At 37.0% G+C, this 17,931-nt stretch carries 13 protein-coding genes and 3 pseudogenes; 4 read left to right on the forward strand and 12 right to left on the reverse strand.

The features are described from left to right. Positions 1-32 precede the first annotated feature (32 nt). The 7 genes from AWM76_RS09105 to AWM76_RS09135 form a co-directional block, all read right to left on the reverse strand. Complete coding sequence (locus AWM76_RS09105; protein ID WP_003141476.1) at positions 33-752, reverse strand: ABC transporter ATP-binding protein; 720 nt, start codon at positions 750-752, stop codon at positions 33-35. A 3-nt stretch (positions 753-755) separates the two neighbouring features. Next, positions 756-1,529: an ABC transporter ATP-binding protein gene (locus tag AWM76_RS09110; RefSeq protein ID WP_003141474.1), complete on the reverse strand. Its 774-nt coding sequence runs from the start codon at positions 1,527-1,529 to the stop codon at positions 756-758. A gap of 2 nt (positions 1,530-1,531) precedes the next feature. Then, on the reverse strand, positions 1,532-2,518 hold the full coding sequence (locus AWM76_RS09115; RefSeq protein WP_003141471.1) for a branched-chain amino acid ABC transporter permease: 987 nt from the start codon (positions 2,516-2,518) through the stop codon (positions 1,532-1,534). A 7-nt stretch (positions 2,519-2,525) separates the two neighbouring features. Further along, a complete protein-coding gene (locus AWM76_RS09120; protein ID WP_003141469.1) occupies positions 2,526-3,404 on the reverse strand; it encodes a branched-chain amino acid ABC transporter permease in 879 nt (292 codons plus the stop codon). A gap of 413 nt (positions 3,405-3,817) precedes the next feature. Further along, positions 3,818-5,011, reverse strand: coding sequence for an ABC transporter substrate-binding protein (locus tag AWM76_RS09125; RefSeq protein ID WP_039934893.1), 1,194 nt, complete (start codon positions 5,009-5,011; stop codon positions 3,818-3,820). 137 nt (positions 5,012-5,148) lie between these two features. Next, on the reverse strand, positions 5,149-6,336 hold the full coding sequence (locus tag AWM76_RS09130; protein ID WP_003141465.1) for an ABC transporter substrate-binding protein: 1,188 nt from the start codon (positions 6,334-6,336) through the stop codon (positions 5,149-5,151). A 387-nt stretch (positions 6,337-6,723) separates the two neighbouring features. After that, positions 6,724-7,902 (reverse strand): ABC transporter substrate-binding protein, encoded by a 1,179-nt coding sequence (locus AWM76_RS09135; protein ID WP_003141463.1) that lies wholly within the window; start codon positions 7,900-7,902, stop codon positions 6,724-6,726. Between the two features lie 983 nt (positions 7,903-8,885). On the opposite strand from AWM76_RS09135, the gene AWM76_RS09140 reads away from it, so the two are divergent. Both AWM76_RS09140 and AWM76_RS09145 read left to right on the forward strand, forming a co-directional pair. Beyond that, the gene (locus AWM76_RS09140) at positions 8,886-9,590 is read left to right on the forward strand and encodes a transposase family protein (RefSeq protein ID WP_147291239.1); all 705 of its coding nucleotides are present in this window, start codon (positions 8,886-8,888) and stop codon (positions 9,588-9,590) included. Between the two features lie 9 nt (positions 9,591-9,599). Beyond that, positions 9,600-10,310 carry a transposase gene (locus AWM76_RS09145; protein ID WP_082702804.1) on the forward strand — a complete coding sequence of 237 codons (711 nt, stop codon included), beginning with the start codon at positions 9,600-9,602 and terminating at the stop codon, positions 10,308-10,310. 556 nt (positions 10,311-10,866) lie between these two features. On the opposite strand, the gene AWM76_RS09150 is transcribed toward AWM76_RS09145, so the two are convergent. Continuing rightward, positions 10,867-12,882, reverse strand: coding sequence for an alpha/beta hydrolase (locus tag AWM76_RS09150; protein WP_201024709.1), 2,016 nt, complete (start codon positions 12,880-12,882; stop codon positions 10,867-10,869). A gap of 73 nt (positions 12,883-12,955) precedes the next feature. Continuing rightward, positions 12,956-13,264: pseudogene (locus tag AWM76_RS09155) on the reverse strand (iron-containing alcohol dehydrogenase); the annotation flags it as partial. Between the two features lie 227 nt (positions 13,265-13,491). Here AWM76_RS09155 and AWM76_RS09160 point away from each other — a divergent pair. Both AWM76_RS09160 and glpK read left to right on the forward strand, forming a co-directional pair. Beyond that, on the forward strand, positions 13,492-13,959 hold the full coding sequence (locus tag AWM76_RS09160; RefSeq protein ID WP_003142576.1) for a TetR/AcrR family transcriptional regulator C-terminal domain-containing protein: 468 nt from the start codon (positions 13,492-13,494) through the stop codon (positions 13,957-13,959). Positions 13,960-14,118: 159 nt separating this feature from the next. Further along, a pseudogene (gene glpK / locus AWM76_RS09165) lies at positions 14,119-15,629 on the forward strand (glycerol kinase GlpK). Positions 15,630-16,171: 542 nt separating this feature from the next. On the opposite strand, the pseudogene AWM76_RS09170 reads toward glpK, so the two are convergent. The 3 genes and pseudogenes from AWM76_RS09170 to AWM76_RS09180 form a co-directional block, all read right to left on the reverse strand. Then, positions 16,172-16,849, reverse strand: a pseudogene (locus AWM76_RS09170) (transposase). 9 nt (positions 16,850-16,858) lie between these two features. Then, positions 16,859-17,479 (reverse strand): ISL3 family transposase, encoded by a 621-nt coding sequence (locus tag AWM76_RS09175; protein WP_060779407.1) that lies wholly within the window; start codon positions 17,477-17,479, stop codon positions 16,859-16,861. 190 nt (positions 17,480-17,669) lie between these two features. After that, positions 17,670-17,906: a hypothetical protein gene (locus AWM76_RS09180; RefSeq protein ID WP_003141117.1), complete on the reverse strand. Its 237-nt coding sequence runs from the start codon at positions 17,904-17,906 to the stop codon at positions 17,670-17,672. Between the last annotated feature and the right edge of the window lie 25 nt (positions 17,907-17,931).

Here is a 17,931-nt window from a genome sequence, read left to right on the forward strand (position 1 = left end):
TTACTCAACGCTTATATTAAGATTCTTTAAATCTATACCATTGCCCCACCAAGATAAGCTTCTTGTACTTTCTCAGAGGTTAACAATTCTTGACCAGATCCTGATAATAAAATCTTACCCGTTTCCATTACGTAAGCACGGTCAGAGATGCTTAATGCTTGCTTGGCATTTTGTTCAATCAATAGGACAGTTGTACCAGCCGCATTGATTTCTTCAATGATGTTGAAGATTTGTTGGATGAACAATGGCGCTAACCCCATTGAAGGCTCATCTAACAATAATAATTTTGGCTTAGCCATCAAGGCTCTTGCCATAGCCACCATTTGCTGTTCCCCACCAGATAAAGTGGCCGCGTCTTGGTTTAAACGCTCTTTGATGATTGGGAAGTATTCAAATGATTTTTCCATGTCTTCTTTTAAGCCGTCGCGGTCTTTACGAGTGTAGGCACCCATTAAAAGGTTTTCTTTAACAGACATCCCTTTAAATACGTGACGACCTTCAGGAACTTGAGAAATCCCTGCTTTTACAATTTTCATTGCGTTTGATTTCAATATATCTTGTCCTTCATAAAGGATTTGTCCGCTTTTGGCTGGTTTGATACCTGAAATCGTACGTAATGTTGTTGATTTACCCGCACCATTGGAACCGATTAGGGAAACAATTTCGCCTTGATTGACTTCAAAGCTGATGCCTTTAATCGCTTCAATCATACCGTATGAGACTTTCAAATCTTTTACTTCTAACATTGTCATATTTTACTCGCCTCCTAAGTACGCTTTGATAACAGCTGGATTACTTTGGATTTCGCTTGGTGTACCGTGGGCAATCAATTTACCGTATTCCAATACGTAGATACGTTCACATACATTCATTACAAGAGACATATCATGTTCGATAAGGACTACTGTAATGTCGAAATCTTTTTGAATTTGACGGATCAATTCAGTTAAGTTAGCTGTTTCATTTGGGTTCATCCCTGCAGCTGGTTCATCCAAGAATAAGATTTTTGGCTCAGTCGCTAAGGCACGAACGATTTCTAGACGACGTTGTTGACCATATGGCAAGTTTTTCGCTTTTTCATATAGTAAATCTTGAAGGTTAAAAATACTTAGCAATTCGACTGCGCGTTCTTTTAATTCTTCCCGGTTTTTGTAGAAAGCTGGCGTACGCAAAACACTAGACAAGAAGCTAGCGCCGTGTTTAGTATGTAAAGCTACTAACACGTTATCTAAAACAGTCAACTGACCAAATAAACGGATATTTTGGAAGGTTCTTGCTAAACCATAGCGGTTGATTTCACTTGGCTCTTTACCATTTAAAACCACATCACCTTCGTCAGTTGATAATTTTACTTCACCTGAACTTGGTACATAAACACCAGTTAATAAGTTAAATAACGTCGTTTTACCTGCACCATTAGGCCCAATAAGTCCAACTAATTCATTCTTTTCTAAATCAATATTTACATTTGATACTGCGGCTAACCCGCCAAAATTTTTATTTAAATCTTTAATCGTCAATAATGACATGGTTACGCCTCCTCTTTATCAGAATCTTTTTTCTTGCGGTTGAATAATTTAGCGAATTGTAATTCGTAATCACCCATTAAACCAGATGGCTTGAATACCATGATAGCGATAATCGCGATACCGTATACAACCATACGTAATTGACCTAAAGGCGCTAAAACTGAGTTTAGTAAACCTAAGGCGATGGCTGCAACGAATGAACCTGTTACTGATCCGATACCACCGAATACAACGATGATTAACACGTCGATTGAACGTTGGAACGTGAATTGGGATGGGTTGATTACTGAAAAGTAACCTGCGTATAAAGTACCTGCGATTGAAGCTGTTACAGCACCGATTACAAAGGCGATGATTTTATACTTAGTTGTTTTTACCCCAACAGATTCAGCAGCGATTTCGTTTTCCCGAACAGCAATAGTAGCACGTCCTGGACTAGAGTGGATATAGTTTACAATGAATAATGTTGTTAAAACGATGAAGATAAATAAAGTAATCCACGTTACATTCATTGGAATACCTGAAATACCAGCGGCACCGTTAGTGATTTTTAAGTTTTGGATGATGACACGGATAATTTCAGAAGCCCCTAAAGTTGCAATCGCTAAGTAGTCACCTTTCAAACGTAAGGTAGGAACCCCTACGATTAAAGCGACGATAGCTGCTAAAACAGCCCCAGCAGCCATACCAGCATAGAAACCGATTGGTCCTGGAATTTGAGTTGAAAGGATGGCACCAACATAGGCACCAATGGCCATAAATCCGGCGTGACCAAGCGAGAATTGTCCCGCATAGCCTACTACTAAGTTCAAACCAACAGCTAGGATCATATTAATCCCAATTGTCACCATAATATTTTGATAGAACGACGTTACTAATCCCATTAAATAGGCTGCCATGATTAAGAAGAATAGTCCCAAAATCACACAAATCCAAGTAATTGTTGATTTAGTAAAGAAGTTTTTTGCCCATGATTCTTTTTTCATCATAACCCTCCTATACTTTCTCTTGTGTGCCTTTACCTAACAATCCGCTAGGTTTGAAGACTAAAATAATAATCAAAATGAAGTAAACGGCAGCGTCACGCCAAGTAGATAAACCAATCATAGATACCATTGATTCAACCACACCGATTAAAACCCCACCTAACATGGCACCAGGAATTGATCCAATACCACCTAAAACAGCCGCTACGAAGGCTTTAATACCAGGTGTTAGTCCCATAGTTGGTGAAATAGAGTTATAGTAGATACCTACCAAGACCCCACCAGCACCAGCTAAGGCAGAACCAATAGCGAAAGTGAAGGAAATAATGCTATCTACAGAGATACCCATTAAACGCGCTGCATCAGCATCTACAGATACTGCACGCATCCCTTGTCCCATTTTCGTTTGACGAACAATGTACTGTAGGGCAATCATCAAGATAATCGTTACAATGAAAATCACCACTTGTTGTGTTGAAATCGTAAATAAACCTAAATCCAGTGATAAGTTTGGTAATGATGTAGGGAAGGCACGTACTTCTGGTCCTACATAGTAGATCATAAAGTTTTGTAATAGGTAAGATACCCCTATTGCCGTAATTAAGGCTGCAATACGTGTTGATTTACGTAAAGGTTTGTATGCCACACGCTCAATAATTACCCCTAAAATTGCTGTAAAAATCATTGTTAATATAAGCGCTGGAATAATATTCATCCCTAACCCCGTAATTAACCAAAAACCAAAAAAGGCTCCAACCATATAAACATCACCGTGCGCGAAGTTAATCAAGCCGATAATTCCGTATACCATTGTATAACCTAAAGCCATAAGGGCATAAATACTACCCAAAGAGAGTCCGTTTACAAGCTGTTGCAAAAACATCTCCATTTATTTCACTTCCTTTTCCTTTTTTGAATACTTGTGAGTTGCCCCACGGCAAATATAATCCAACATTATATTTGTTCATCTTTATTAATAAAGTATGTATTTACTCATGTAACATTTAATATTTTCAACTTTTTGTCATCCCTGCCATTGCAGAAGTTGACCTAGTTACCGCAAATACCATAAGAATAAGACTGGTTTTATTATAAGAATATGCCAATTCTTATGCAATCTTTTTTAATAATTTTCTAATTTTATTTTAACATCGTAATACTTTTGACAATGTCAACGCTTTATATCCTCATTTTTCAACATAAAATAAGGGAAGTCCTAGTATTAAAAAGACAAACATGTACAAAGTTTGCATTTCATCTAGAACTTCCCAAATTTGTTTTTTATTAAATGGTCAGACTACTCTATTCACTCACGATGTCGTCTGGAGAGATTGTAGTAGAACCTACAACTTCACCTTCTTGCATTTCTAGAATGTAAGCTGTCTTGATTGGATTATGTTGGTCATCGAATGAGAATGTACCGGTCGCACCAGCAAATTCTTCTGTTTCTTCAATTGCAGCTGTTACTGCATCTGGATCACCTGATCCTGCACGTTCAATAGCGTCAATCGCTAAGTTGGCAGCATCGTAACCTAAAGCAGCAAACATGTCTGGTGTTTTACCGTATTCAGCTTCGTACGCTTCAATAAACTCTGCCGTTGCTTCTGTTGACCCTTCACCAGTTGTATAGTGAGAAGTGTAGTAGAAGTCGGTTACATTTTCCGCACCCGCTAAATCAATAAACTCTTGGCTACCAAAACCATCTGGTGCCAGAATAACTGCATCAATTCCCTTTTCACGTGCTTGTTTAACGATTGGACCACCCTCTGAATAGTAACCAGCTATAAAGATTACGTCCGGATCGTCAGAAGCGATGTTATTTAGGATTGAATTGAAGTCAGAATCACCTGCAATGTATGACTCATTTGCAACAATGTTTCCTTGGAATTCTTCTTCAAACGTAGCAGATAAGTTCTGTCCGTAATCAGTTGAATTGTCTTGGATAATTGCGGCAGTTTCATAACCTTCACCATTAGCAAAACTTGCAAGTGCCGAACCTTGGAAAGCATCTTGGAATGCTACACGGAAAACGTACGCTAATGTATTACCAGAACTATCAACTGTTAAGGTATCACCTGTCGCAGCTGGGGCAATCATTGGGATTTCAGCATTCGTTCCAGTTGGAATTTGTGCTTCAAATGCACCGGTTGTTGCTGGCCCGATAATCATTTGTACATTCTCTTCATCAATTAAGCGTGTTGCTGTATTGGCAGACTCATTTGGATCAGTACGGTTGTCAGCTTCAACATATTCGATCGTCTGACCGTTAATGCCCCCAGCATCATTCGCCAGTTTAAAAGCCAATTTAACCCCTTCATTTGCCGGGCCACCATAGGCTGCACCAGCACCAGATAAGTCCCAGTTACCACCAATCTTGATAGTATCTCCACTACTCTCGCTAGTTGAACTTGCATTGTTGGATGTTTGCGTCACTGAACCACAGGCCGCCAACATCATTAAAGAACCCATTGTTAAAAGCATTTTTTTCATTTTCATCATAAATTCCTCCAAAATTTTATATTTGGAACAATAAAGATAAGACTACTATTAGTATAAGTTTTTTCTTTCTAAAAAGCAATTGATTTTTAATTTTATTTTAATGTTTTTTTGTAGATTAGATTTAATAGGCAAGATTAGTTGGCAACATCTTCTGGACTTACTGCTGAAGAACCTACTTCTTCACCATTTGCCATTTCGATGATGTAAGCAGTTTTCACTGGGTTGTGGTTTTCGTCAAATGAGAATGTACCAGTTACTCCTTCAAAGTCAGTTGTTTCAGCTAAGGCATCTGTGATCGCTTGACGGTCATCCTCGCCAGCACGTCCAGCTGCATCTGCTACTAGGTAAGCTGCGTCATAACCTAAAGCAGCAAACATGTTTGGTGTTGAACCATATTCTGCTTCAAAGGCTTCAACGAATGCAGTTGTTTTATCTGTTGCACCTTCACCAGTTGTGTAGTGAGCAGTGTAGTAGAAGTTATTCACGTTTTCAGCACCAGCTAATTCAACGAATTCTTCAGCCCCAAAACCATCTGGTGCTAAGATTGCTGATTCAATACCCATTTCACGGGCTTGTTTCACAATTGAACCCCCTTCAGTATAGTACCCAGCGATAAAAATGACGTCTGGGTTCTTAGAAGCGATGTTATTTAAAATTGAGTTGAAATCAGTATCACCTGAAACGTAAGATTCAGTTCCGACTACTTCACCTTCAAAGATGTCATCGAACTCAGCTGCTAAGTTTTGACCGTAGTCAGAAGAGTTATCTTGGATGATCGCCGCAGTTTCGTAACCTTCTTGGTTAGCAAATTCCGCTAGTACAGAACCTTGGAAAGCATCTTGGAACGGCACACGGAAGACGTAATCCAACACATTACCAGAGCTATCTAATGTTAATGAGTCACCTGTCGCTGCTGGTGCAACAATTGGCACACTTGCGTCAGTCGCTGTTTGGATTTGTGCTTCTGTTGAACCTGTTGTATCAGAACCAACTAAAACTGAGATATTTTCTTCATCAATTAAACGCGCAGTTTGCGTAGTTGATTCAGTCGCATCTGACTTGTTGTCTACAGAGATATAGTTCACATCTTTACCTAAGACACCACCATCTTCGTTGATTTCTTTGAAGGCCAGGGCTGCACCATCGTTGATCGCTGTACCGTAAGCAGAAAAGGCACCTGATAAACCAAAGTTACCACCAACATTGAAAGTTTCGTTGCCTGCAGTGTTTGTAGCGCCTGAATTGCTAGTAGAAGTCGCAGCCCCACAAGCAGCTAAAGTGACGGTAGATAGTAAAGTTAAAGCTAATTTTTTAAATTTCATCTATATGTCCTCCCCAGAACGTAATTGATTTTAATTTTGCCTCATGTTCAAACCCAAACGATACATCATTATTTGCCATAAAAAAACGACAGCCGCTTCAGGACCGTCGTTCTAACCAAGGCCCTCTTTAACGAGAAATAGGACCCTACACATTCGTAGAATCCCCTTAGTTAATAATAATAATAATGTTAGCAAAGGTTGGCGAAACAAGATTACTGGCATTGTATGATTGTTTTACAGCTGTTCTCATCTTGTTTCACTTCCTTTTTAATTTGTTCTTAATGAGTTGCTATTAATATAGCAGAGTTTAGAAATGGTTACAAGCCTTTTATTAGAAATTTGCTAGAATTTCCGGAGAATCTTTTTAAAGTATAAAAGTATTAAAGCCTATTCTGGCGCTACTGCAGTTGATCCAACCACTTCATTATTTTGAATCTCTTGGATGTAGGCTGTTTTATTTGGTGTATGGTCTTCTTTCATTGTGATTGCACCAGTTACCCCTTGGAAATCAGTGGTATTCGCGATCGCTTCAGCAATGGCTTGATTGTCTTCAGAACCCACTTCTTCTACCGCATTTGCGTATAGGTAAACTGCGTCATAACCTAAGGCTGCAAACTCATCAGGCGCTTTACCGTAAGCTTCTTCAAAGGCTGCTGAGAATTCTTGAGAGGCTTGAGAAGCATCTTCATCTGAAGCGAAATGAGACACATAATAGATGTCATTCATGTTTTCTTCACCCGCAAGTGAGCTTAACTCTTCTGAGGCCAAACCATCTGGTCCAACAATCGCCGCTTCAATACCCATTTCACGGGCTTGTTTGATGATTGTTCCCGCTTCAGTATAGTAACCGGCAATGAAGATGACATCCGGATTTTTAGATTTAATATTCGTTAAGATAGAAGAGAAGTCTGTATCGCCTGATACATAGGATTCAGTTGCTACAACTTCCCCTTCAAAAGCGCCTGTAAATTCGTCTGATAGAATTTGTCCGTAATCTGAAGAGTTATCTTGCATAACCGCTGCCGTTTCATAGCCTTGGTTATTTGAAAAACGTGCAATCGCGCCGCCTTGGAAAGAGTTTAGGAAGGCTACTGAGAACCCATATTCATAAGCTTCGCCATTTGAATCCAAGGTCGCCCCATCGCTTGTTACCGCTGGCCCAATAAATGGCACTTGCGCTTGTGTAGCTGCATTAATTTGCGCTTGGAAGTTAGCGGTCAATGACGGCCCGACAATCGCTGATACGCCCTCTTCATCAATCAAACGCGCCGCCGCTGACGCTGATTCATTGGCATCCGACTTATTATCCGCTTCAATATATTCAATTTGCTTGCCGTCGATCCCACCAGCTTCGTTGATTTCTTCAACTGCTAGCTTCGCCCCGTTATTAATATCATTCCCGTAACCAGCAGCAGAACCCGTTAACTCAAAGTTCCCACCAATTTTAATCGTGTCCTCACTCGTATTTGAATTCGAACTAGAAGTCTGCGTTAAATTTCCACAACCCGCAATTACCATTGTTGACAGCAACATGACTGAGAAACGTTTAATCCCTTTAATATTCATGATAAATCCTCCTATATCTCCACTACAATTTTAAATTTTAATATAATTGCCAATCCCCTTCTTTGAAAAAGGGTATCCCTTAACTCAAAATATTCTCCTTCATTCTCGTCACTCTTCCTAGCTAACTGGTCCCAATAAAAAAGCCGGCGCTTCGTGAGATACGAACCACCGGCTAATTAGCTAGGCCCATATTTCATGGAAAAAAGGACCCTACATCATGTTGTAGAACCCTAACTAAGCTAATAAAAGTAATAAAGACGCGTGAGAAATACTAAACGGATTTGAGGCCCAAATAGCCATCGATGATTTTTTGTTCATGTTAGTCATGGTACCTCGCTCCTTTTCGTTTTTCTGAGTTGTCTATAATATACCAAATTAAATTCTAATAATAAAGCTTTATTTTAATCATTTTATCATTTTGTTCCTTTTTCTTGAAATCGTCTACTTATCGCCCTAACTTGACTCTAACCGTTTTTTTATATCTTTTTTGGCTTATTCCTGCCTATTTCATTTTTCCTATTGATTCCAGCTAATCTTTCTCGGTGGTCTAAATAATGTTAGTAAAAACAATAAAGCTGTGAAGCTCTGACGTATGTAATTCAAATGATCATTTTGGTGATGATTATGCTGATAGGGTTTGTTGCTGAATGACAACAATTATTAAAAGCACCAATAACCATAGCCGGAACTGTTCAGTTTCTGACCTTCTTTCAAAATAATGGTTTCATGGGCCTCCTTTTAATCCTCACCTTATACGGGCCTGACGCCACATTCTATACCTCGTTCATCAATATCCCAACCAATTTCTTTATCTATTACTTTGGAGTCTGGGCCATGTCACGAGGCAATGATACCGATTTACATCCTAAACAATTGGCAAAACGACTCTTACTTTCAACCCTTGTCTCAGTCGGACCTATTCGATTACTGATTAATGTGGTTCTTTTACAAATAGTGTTGGTGAGATTTCATGTTGAATCTCATTGACACTATTTTTGTGTACGCAAAAAGGACATGATATCCTTAATGCATGTAAACCACTACGAATACAGAAAGAAGGAAAAATCAAGTCCCATACATCTATTATAAAACAACTCTGCGGTATTTTCGACAATAATATCGATATTACAATACCAAAATCTATGCATCTGTTGCCACTTGAAAAGTATCATGAAATAAATCATTTCGTTTTACCTGGGGTTCTTACGTACAAGCCTAAGGCTTGTATGCACTGTGGTGTAAAGAATACTGGTAATCAAGATATCATCAAACATGGCTTTAAACCAGCTATCATTCGATTACCGAACACAGCTACTAATCCTGTTTTACTTAAATTACAGAAGCAAGGCTTCTATTGTAAACATTGTGCACAAACTTTTATCGCTGAAACACCATTAGTTGAAAAATTTTGCTGTATTTCTAACACCATTAAAAGTCAAATTAGCTCCGAATTGGTTGAAACGCAATCTATGCGGTTAATCGCTAAACGTTATCATGTCTCTTCTCCAACAGTGGCCAGAACTTTAATGAAAGCAAGTATGGGACTATCACCTAAGGGAAATTATCTCCCGAATCACCTCGGTGTAGATGAGTTTAAATCGACTAATCGTGTAGCCAATGCAATGAGTGCTGTCCTTGTGGACACGCATAATAGAAGGCTAATTGATATTGTCGTTGATAGAAAATAAGCGTCGCTCATCGATTACTTTTCTTCTTTTACCCGGACTGCTCGAAACAGCGTGAAGACAGTTTCGATTGATTTATATACACCTTATCTAGAGGTCATTCGCACATGTTTCCCTAATGCGAAGATTTTCATTGATCGATTCCATATAGTAAAGCTGTTGAATGAAACAATCAATTCTATTCGTATTAAAGTGATGAATGCTATCAAAACAAGCCGTCCATCGGACTACAAAAAACTCAAAAAACAATGGAAATTGTTGTTAAAGAATGCTGAAGATTTAAATTTCACAGATACACATTATGTTCGTCAATTTGGTGAAGCAATATCAGAACAACATATTGTTGATTATCTTTTGAGTATCTCACACGAACTTTTAGTTACTTATACCCTGATGAATGAATTAAAATATACCATTTCAACTCATGATATCAATATTTTCAATGAAATCTTACATGGGACTAAGAACCACACTTTGCCAAGTCGTACGAGAAGAACTATCAGAACATTAGTCAAATTCTTGCCTTATATACATAACGCCTTAAAATATACAGTACCAAATGGTCCTACCGAAGGTATTAAGAATAAAATTAAATTAATTAAACGAACAGGTTTTGGATATTCGAACTTCCATCATTTACGTGCAAGAATTTTAGTCCAATTCAAATTAAATTACAAACCATCCAATCCTAAACCATATACATTTGAGGGGATGGCAAGTTAACCCAAGGATAGTGGTATATTTTTGAATAAAGAGGACTGAAAGTGTACGTCCTTAGCTGTGAACAAGCATGAAATCGAGACTAAGGCTCGATTTCAAAGCAGAGAGACCTTGGCTCTCGCTGGTGCCACGGCTTTTAAGGAACGTACACTGAAGGATAAAACACCATTTGTTAGAAATGTTATCTCATTGGTCACTTCCCTTGCCTAAAGGCAAGTAAAAAGCCAAACACATCACAGCGCGTGCATGACTTTAACTTTATTGATTTCTTAATTATTATTAAAAACTAAAAAACGTATTCGTGTACTTTGAAATTATTTACCAACACTATTTATTATAGAACCAATAAAAAAAGCCAAAGCGAAAAATTAATTCTCGCTTTGACTTTCATAGGGTCCACCAACACTATTTGACATAGAACCCTAACCTTAGTATATTTGACGAAGAGCCGCAAGTTCATTTGAACTCACTAACACGATTTATTAGAGAACCCTTGTTTGCTCAACAACATCATATGTTGTACAACTTTACTTTCGAGTTATATTGTTATAATGTACAATTATAGAGTCGCATAAAGTGCAGTATTAGCCAATAGAACAAGAGTCATTAAGAATACGTTAATAAATGTTCCTAAATAAACATTCCCAGTTAATCTATAGAAGTATCTATTAAATATTGCAGCTATAATTAGTACAGGTACCAACCCAATTACAACAATTGATGATAGTGCCTCTGAAGGAAATGCTGCTTGGCCCATTACGAATAACGATCCATATTGGTAGATTAAGTAGAATATTAACCCGCCTACAAACATAAAGATTGAAACAAGGTAACCCTTAATACCATCAAAGCGTTCATCAGCTGTATTGGAATTTATGGATAATCCCACTATAGAGTAGAAAACAAAGAATAACGGTGCATATTTTAATAAAGCTACAAAGTGACGGGGTTCAAATGTTTTAACTGCTAATGTCCACAATCTAAAATCTGTTTTAAATAGAGCATCCACTATAAATAACATGAGATAACTAATACAAATAGCAATCACTGCAACGGATAAGGATGCAAGCACAGTTTTCACATTAACTTTCAAGCCGTAATTTTCAATTGTTACTCCTTTAGGCTTTTGATAAATAAAATAATTCACTATCAACACCATTAGCGTAATCAGTGCAATATTGATAGCCCAGTATGCAATCGTATTTCCTGTTGGAGCTCCTAAAAAATCACTAACTTCAATTAATGTATCACGATATCTTATCAGTATAAATTGGGCGATACTAGTAATAAGTACCGCAGTTGAAACTTTTTTAATGTCCGAGTGCTTATTCTTAGAGTAAGCAAAAACTAAAGTAATTAAACTTATTGCAATAATAATATAGTTAATTTGTGTCATTAATCTTAGTCCAACTTCTACACCACTATAGAATGTAGTGAATAGTAAGGCTGGCATAAACGACCCGAATATAATCATTATTAAGTTTGAAGTTTTTTCGCTATTTGTATTGGGAACAGGCAGTGATTTTGGTCTATCAACAATTGCTTTTGACAAGAACGGTACTTTCAACAATATTTTAACGACAGGTACAAACATTAAGAAGAAACCAATTAAAGCCAAAAATGAGAACCATTCTTTATACATCCATGATTGATTATCATTTCCAATTTTTATAATATCAGAATATTCTGAAAATGCTTCATCGTAAAAATCAATTACATAACCTGTAGTCTTCATTGAGAAGGTATTCCAGGGGTGGGTTTCTTCAGGTTGATAAATAACTCGCTTGCCATCGCCTACTTTGTAAAATTCGCCAACACTAGGATTTTCAGGATTACCCAGAAATGATTGTGCTTCCGTTGTGCTAATATAATCTTTTTCAACAACTGTTTTTCCTAGAGCTGATGCCTCCGGACTAAAGAAAAATTCATCATACTTTCCTGCAATTGCACCAGAGGTTCTAGGTCCATATGCATTGACAATATCGTTTAATTCATAATCTAAAAGATAGATATTAGAGTAATCTGACCCCATTGTTAAAGAACTACTAATCTTTCTAAAACCTGATTGTTCGTAAAACTTTTCATCTAAGAGTACTGCGTTCGTTGCAGAAAATCCTCCCATAGAATGACCAGAAACAGCGATGATACCATTATTATTTTCATCTTTCAAAACAAAGTCTTGTTCGTACATGTAGTTGACAGCATCGTACATAGCTGTTGGCCAGAAAGAAAAGAATGGAATTGTCTTATCCATTTTCCCTACTGAATGACCATGATCATATAGATCTAGAGCTAACACTACGTATCCTCTCTTCGACATTTCTATTGCTTGTGCTGCTTGCATTTCTGCTGAGTTTAAATAACCGTGTGTAGCCACAATTGTTGGACGCGGTTCATCTTTGGCCCCTTCTGGCAAGTATAATAGACCAGAAAGTTCGCCGTTATCCGTTTCAAAACTTATGCGTGAGATGTCTACATCTCCCGATGAACTGTTGCTCATAGAAGCAATAAAGCTTCCGATAAAAATTAATAAGAGTGATGTAATAAGTAACACTAACGTACTTCTTTTTTTCACGTTAATAACCTCCATTTATATAATTAACTTTTTATTCTACATTTATCATCATTCTCAGCCATAAGAAAATCTATACATATTTAGATGTATCAATTGCTTTTCCGCCACCTAATCCAACGATGATATCTGTCCCTTTTTCTTTTGCTAATTTTTTAAGACGATTGACTTCTTCGCGTGTCGCTTCTCCACCAAAATCTGCGAGATGTAAGGTTATGCCAAAACGTTCAGCTGTTTTATCCAATTTGTCTTGGACTCGTTCAATATCGCCTGGATTCCCGATAACTAAAGCAGATTCACCAAAGGATTTAACATAAAAACCTAAATTTAATAATTCGTTTTCTCCTTGGACATATTTTGTTGGACTAATAAACGCTTTTCTCATCTTTATAACTCCTAACTTTTATTAAAATACAATAAATCATTGAATTACTAACCGAGTAACCGCTTACATAATTCAGTTGATTCCCTTCCTTGAAACTAGAGTCATCATAACAAGTAAGCGTTATCAAGTCAATAGACAGACAACATCATTTGTCCGATTCGATTGTTTTAAGGATGATGTATAGTAAAATATGATAGTCAATACGTTTTCGAAGGGGGGCACAAAGCATGAACCGACAAAACGCAACGAAGGAAATCATTGCTTATTCCTTCAAATATCTCGCACGTGAAAAGGATATTGATAAAATATCAATTACAGATATAATGGACCAGACAGATTTCCGCCGCCATACTTTTTATGATCATTTTGATGACAAGTACGATTTAATTACTTGGATTTTTTCATATGAAACCTCTAAATTAATTCAATCACTTACGGTTTGGGAAAAGTGGCAAGAAGGATTACTCTATCTATTGAATTATCTTGAAGAAAACAGGGATTATTATAAGAAGGTTTTCTCAAGCAGGAAGTCCGATTCATTTAAGGAGTATTTTACGTATTATATTAGGCAATTTGTTAAAAAAGTCGTGAATGACTATTTTCGAATACACGTTATTTCTAATAAAAACCAAGCTATTATTGAGACAACAGCTGACTTTTATGCTTATGGATTGTCAGAAATGCTATATCGCTAGGTTCTCGGAGGCTGCAAGCTTAATAGTGAAATATATCACAAAATAATTATCCAAGTGATTGGCTATAGAATTGAGCCTTAAATTGCTTTATTATTATGTATATAACTTACAACATATTAAGGAAAAATATTGACTATGCAATGCTTACGAAGGAAGTGATTGGATATGCAAGAATATATTTTAGCTATTGATCAAGGAACATCAACAACTCGTGCAATTATTACTGACCGCCAAGGAAATTATATTGGCACTGCATCTCAGAAATTTGAACAACTTGTTCCACAATCTGGCTGGGTGGAACAAGATCCAAATGTGATTTGGCAATCAGTCTGTACTGTGATTCATAAGGTTATGGAGGGATCCTGTATATCATTCCATCAAATTAAAGCGCTTGGAATTACAAATCAACGCGAAACATCTATTGTATGGGATCGACAGACTGGGCAACCAATTTACAATGCCATTGTGTGGAACTCTAATCAATCACTAGATATCATTAACAAATTTAAACAAGATGACGTTGAAAATTACATACATAAAAAAACTGGATTAGTGCTTAGTCCCTACTTCTCTGCTAGTAAAATTCGCTGGATCCTCGATCATAAATTAGGTTCACAAGAAAGAGCAGAACGTGGAGAGTTAGCTTTTGGAACAGTTGATAGTTAGCTTATTTGGAAACTTACAAATGGTAAATTACACTGCACCGATCACACAAATGCATCACGGACGATGTTATTTAATATTCACACCTTGGAATGGGATGATTACTTACTAAATCTATTTAATATTCCAAAAAATATGTTGCCGGAAACTTATCCAAGCTCTTATGTTTATGGACTGACCGATTCAGATATTTTTGATGGAGTGAACATTACAATTGCTGGCGTTGCGGGAAATCAGCAAGCAGCGTTATTCGGTCAATTAGCCTTTCATCCTGGCCAAGTAAAAAGCACTTATGGTCAAGGAACTTTTATTGTCATGAATACCGGATCTGAACAAAAATGTCTAAACACAGGTTACTCACCACAATTGGTTATTCGATTGACAATCAAATAACTTATGCACTTGAAGGATCTGCTCTTATTTCAGGTAGTGCAATTGAATGGTTGAAAGAAGGCTTGAATTTATTTGAATCAATAGCGGATTCAGAAATTTTTGCACTTGAAGCTGAAACTAATTCCGGAGTTTACGTTGTCCCTTCCTTTCGAGGAATAGGTGCTCCATATTGGGATTCAAGCGCACGAGGATCTATTCTGGGAATCAATGAATTCACAAGTCGACGAGAATTGATTCGAGCAACTTTGGAATCCATTGCCTATCAAGTCAGTGATATTTTTGAATTAATGGAATTAGATACTGATATCGTAATAGATATCCTTTACGTTGATGGTGGAGCTGCACAAAATAATCTATTAGTACAGTTTCAAGCAGATATTCTCGGAAAAACAGTCGAGCGTACCGAACGCTTAGAGACCACTGGATTAGGGGCTGCTTACCTTGCTGGTTTAGCAGTTGGTTATTGGCGTAATCAAAACGAACTTGCTGCTTTAGTATCTGCAAACGAACAGTTTAAGCCTAATATGAGTATTAAAGAACGTCAAGAACGACTGCACGGTTGGCATAGTGCTGTTAAAGCAACACTCTATTATGCTAAGTTATTACACAAATAATTATTTTCATAGAAAAGTTATATACTCTCGCTGAGTACTTTTAAATACGAATTTACCGGCACACTTTAGTTTCAGTTCGCACTCACAAAGCGTAATCAAGCAGGCTGGGTCATAACTAGCTGCAAAAAGGTTCCAATCACCAAATTTGGGTTCTTTTACAAATAGTGTTGGTAAATAATTTCAAAGCACACGAATACGTTTTTTAGTTTTTAATAATAATTAAGAAATCAATAAAGTTAAATGCTATGCACGCTGTGATATGTTTGGCTTTTTACTTGCCTTAAGGCAAGGGAAGTGACCAATGAGATAACATTTCTAACAAATGGTGTTTTGTCCTTCAATGTACGTTCCTTAGAAGCCGTGGCACCAGCGAGAGCCAAGGTCTCTCTGCTTTGAAATCGAGCCTTAGTCTCGATTTCATGCTTGTTCACGGCTAAGGACGTATACTTTCAGTCCTCTTTATTCTCTTTATTCTCTTTATTCTCTTTATTCTCTTTATTCTCTTTATTCTCTTTATTCAAAAATATACCACTATCCCTGGGTTAGCTTGCCATCCCCTCAAATGTATAAGGTTTAGGATTGGATGGTTTGTAATTTAAATGGAAGTTCGAATATCCAAAACCTGTTCGTTGAATAAATTTAATTTTATTATTAATACCTTCGGTAGGACCATTTGGTACAGTATATTTTAAGGCGTTATGTATATAAGGCAAGAATTTGGCTAATATTCTGATAGTTCTTCTCGTACGACTTGGCAAAGTTTGGTTCTTAGTCCCATGTAGGATTTCATTGAAAATATTGATATCATGAGTTGAAATGGCATATTTTAGTTCATTCATCAGGGTATAAGTAACTAAAAGTTCGTGTGAGATACTCAAAAGATAATCAACAATACGTTGTTCTGATATTGCTTCACCAAATTGACGAACATAATGTGTATCTGTGAAATTTAAATCTTCAGCATTCTTTAACAACAATTTCCATTGTTTTTTGAGTTTTTTGTAGTCCGATGGACGGCTTGTTTTGATAGCATTCATCACTTTAATACGAATAGAATTGATTGTTTCATTCAACAGCTTTACTATATGGAATCAATCAATGACAATCTTCGCATTAGGGAAACATGTGCGAATGACCTCTAGATAAGGTGTATATAAATCAATCGAAACTGTCTTCACGCTGCCTCGAGCAGTCCGGGTAAAAGAAGAAAAGTAATCGATGAGCGACGCTTATTTTCTATCAACGACAATATCAATTAGCCTTCTATTATGCGTGTCCACAAGGACAGCACTCATTGCATTGGCTACACGATTAGTCGATTTAAACTCATCTACACCGAGGTGATTCGGGAGATAATTTCCCTTAGGTGATAGTCCCTTACTTGCTTTCATTAAAGTTCTGGCCACTGTTGGAGAGGAGACATGGTAACGTTTAGCGATTAACCGCATAGATTGCGTATCAACCAATTCGGAGCTAATTTGGCTTTTAATGGCTTTAGAAATACAGCAAAATTTTTCAACTAATGGTGTTTCAGCAATAAAAGTTTGTGCACAGTGTTTACAATAAAAGCGTTGCTTCTGTAATTTAAGTAAAACAGGATTAGTAGCTGTGTTCGGTAATCGAATGATAGCTGGTTTAAAGCCATGTTTGATGATATCTTGGTTACCAGTATTCTTTACACCACAGTGCATATAAGCCTTAGGCTTGTATGTAAGAACCCCATGTAAAACGAAATGATTGATTTCATGATACTTTTCAAGTGGCAACAGATGCATAGATTTTGGTATTTTTATATCAATATTATTGTCGAAAATACCGCAAAGTTGTTTTATAATAGATGTATGGGACATAATTTTTCCTTCTTTCTGTATTCGTCGTGGTTTACATGCATTAAGGATATCATGTCCTTTTTGTGTACACAAAAATAGTGTCAATGAGATTCAACATGAAATCTCACCAACAATATTTATTACAGAACCAATAAAAAAAGCAGGCGCCCTATTACTGGAAACCTGCTTTTAATATAATAAATTGCAAAGTTTAGCTAACAACAGGAACTTTGATACCTTGATCATATTGATTATCTAACATACCACGTTGGCAGTATGCGATGTCGTCTTCTATGCGGCAAATCTTAACCAATTCGTTTTGAACGAATTCACCGTCAGGAATTGCACTCTTTGCCTTGTAAACTATTTGATCAACTAAGACGCGGATTTCGCCTGATTGATCTTTTGTCACAGGTTCAACGACAATTGCTACCCTATTCATCAACATTACTATCTCCTAAATATCTTAATTC

This window comes from Aerococcus viridans, assembly GCF_001543285.1.
Taxonomy (GTDB): domain Bacteria; phylum Bacillota; class Bacilli; order Lactobacillales; family Aerococcaceae; genus Aerococcus; species Aerococcus viridans.

What these genes read in the sequence shown, in the direction of transcription:
- AWM76_RS09105 (WP_003141476.1), bottom strand. Translation starts at nt 752, where the DNA reads ATGACAATGTTAGAAGTAAAAGATTTGAAAGTCTCATACGGTATGATT.
- AWM76_RS09110 (WP_003141474.1), bottom strand. Translation starts at nt 1,529, where the DNA reads ATGTCATTATTGACGATTAAAGATTTAAATAAAAATTTTGGCGGGTTA.
- AWM76_RS09115 (WP_003141471.1), bottom strand. Translation starts at nt 2,518, where the DNA reads ATGATGAAAAAAGAATCATGGGCAAAAAACTTCTTTACTAAATCAACA.
- AWM76_RS09120 (WP_003141469.1), bottom strand. Translation starts at nt 3,404, where the DNA reads ATGGAGATGTTTTTGCAACAGCTTGTAAACGGACTCTCTTTGGGTAGT.
- AWM76_RS09125 (WP_039934893.1), bottom strand. Translation starts at nt 5,011, where the DNA reads ATGAAAATGAAAAAAATGCTTTTAACAATGGGTTCTTTAATGATGTTG.
- AWM76_RS09130 (WP_003141465.1), bottom strand. Translation starts at nt 6,336, where the DNA reads ATGAAATTTAAAAAATTAGCTTTAACTTTACTATCTACCGTCACTTTA.
- AWM76_RS09135 (WP_003141463.1), bottom strand. Translation starts at nt 7,902, where the DNA reads ATGAATATTAAAGGGATTAAACGTTTCTCAGTCATGTTGCTGTCAACA.
- AWM76_RS09160 (WP_003142576.1), top strand. Translation starts at nt 13,492, where the DNA reads ATGAACCGACAAAACGCAACGAAGGAAATCATTGCTTATTCCTTCAAA.
- AWM76_RS09175 (WP_060779407.1), bottom strand. Translation starts at nt 17,479, where the DNA reads ATGTCCCATACATCTATTATAAAACAACTTTGCGGTATTTTCGACAAT.
- AWM76_RS09180 (WP_003141117.1), bottom strand. Translation starts at nt 17,906, where the DNA reads ATGTTGATGAATAGGGTAGCAATTGTCGTTGAACCTGTGACAAAAGAT.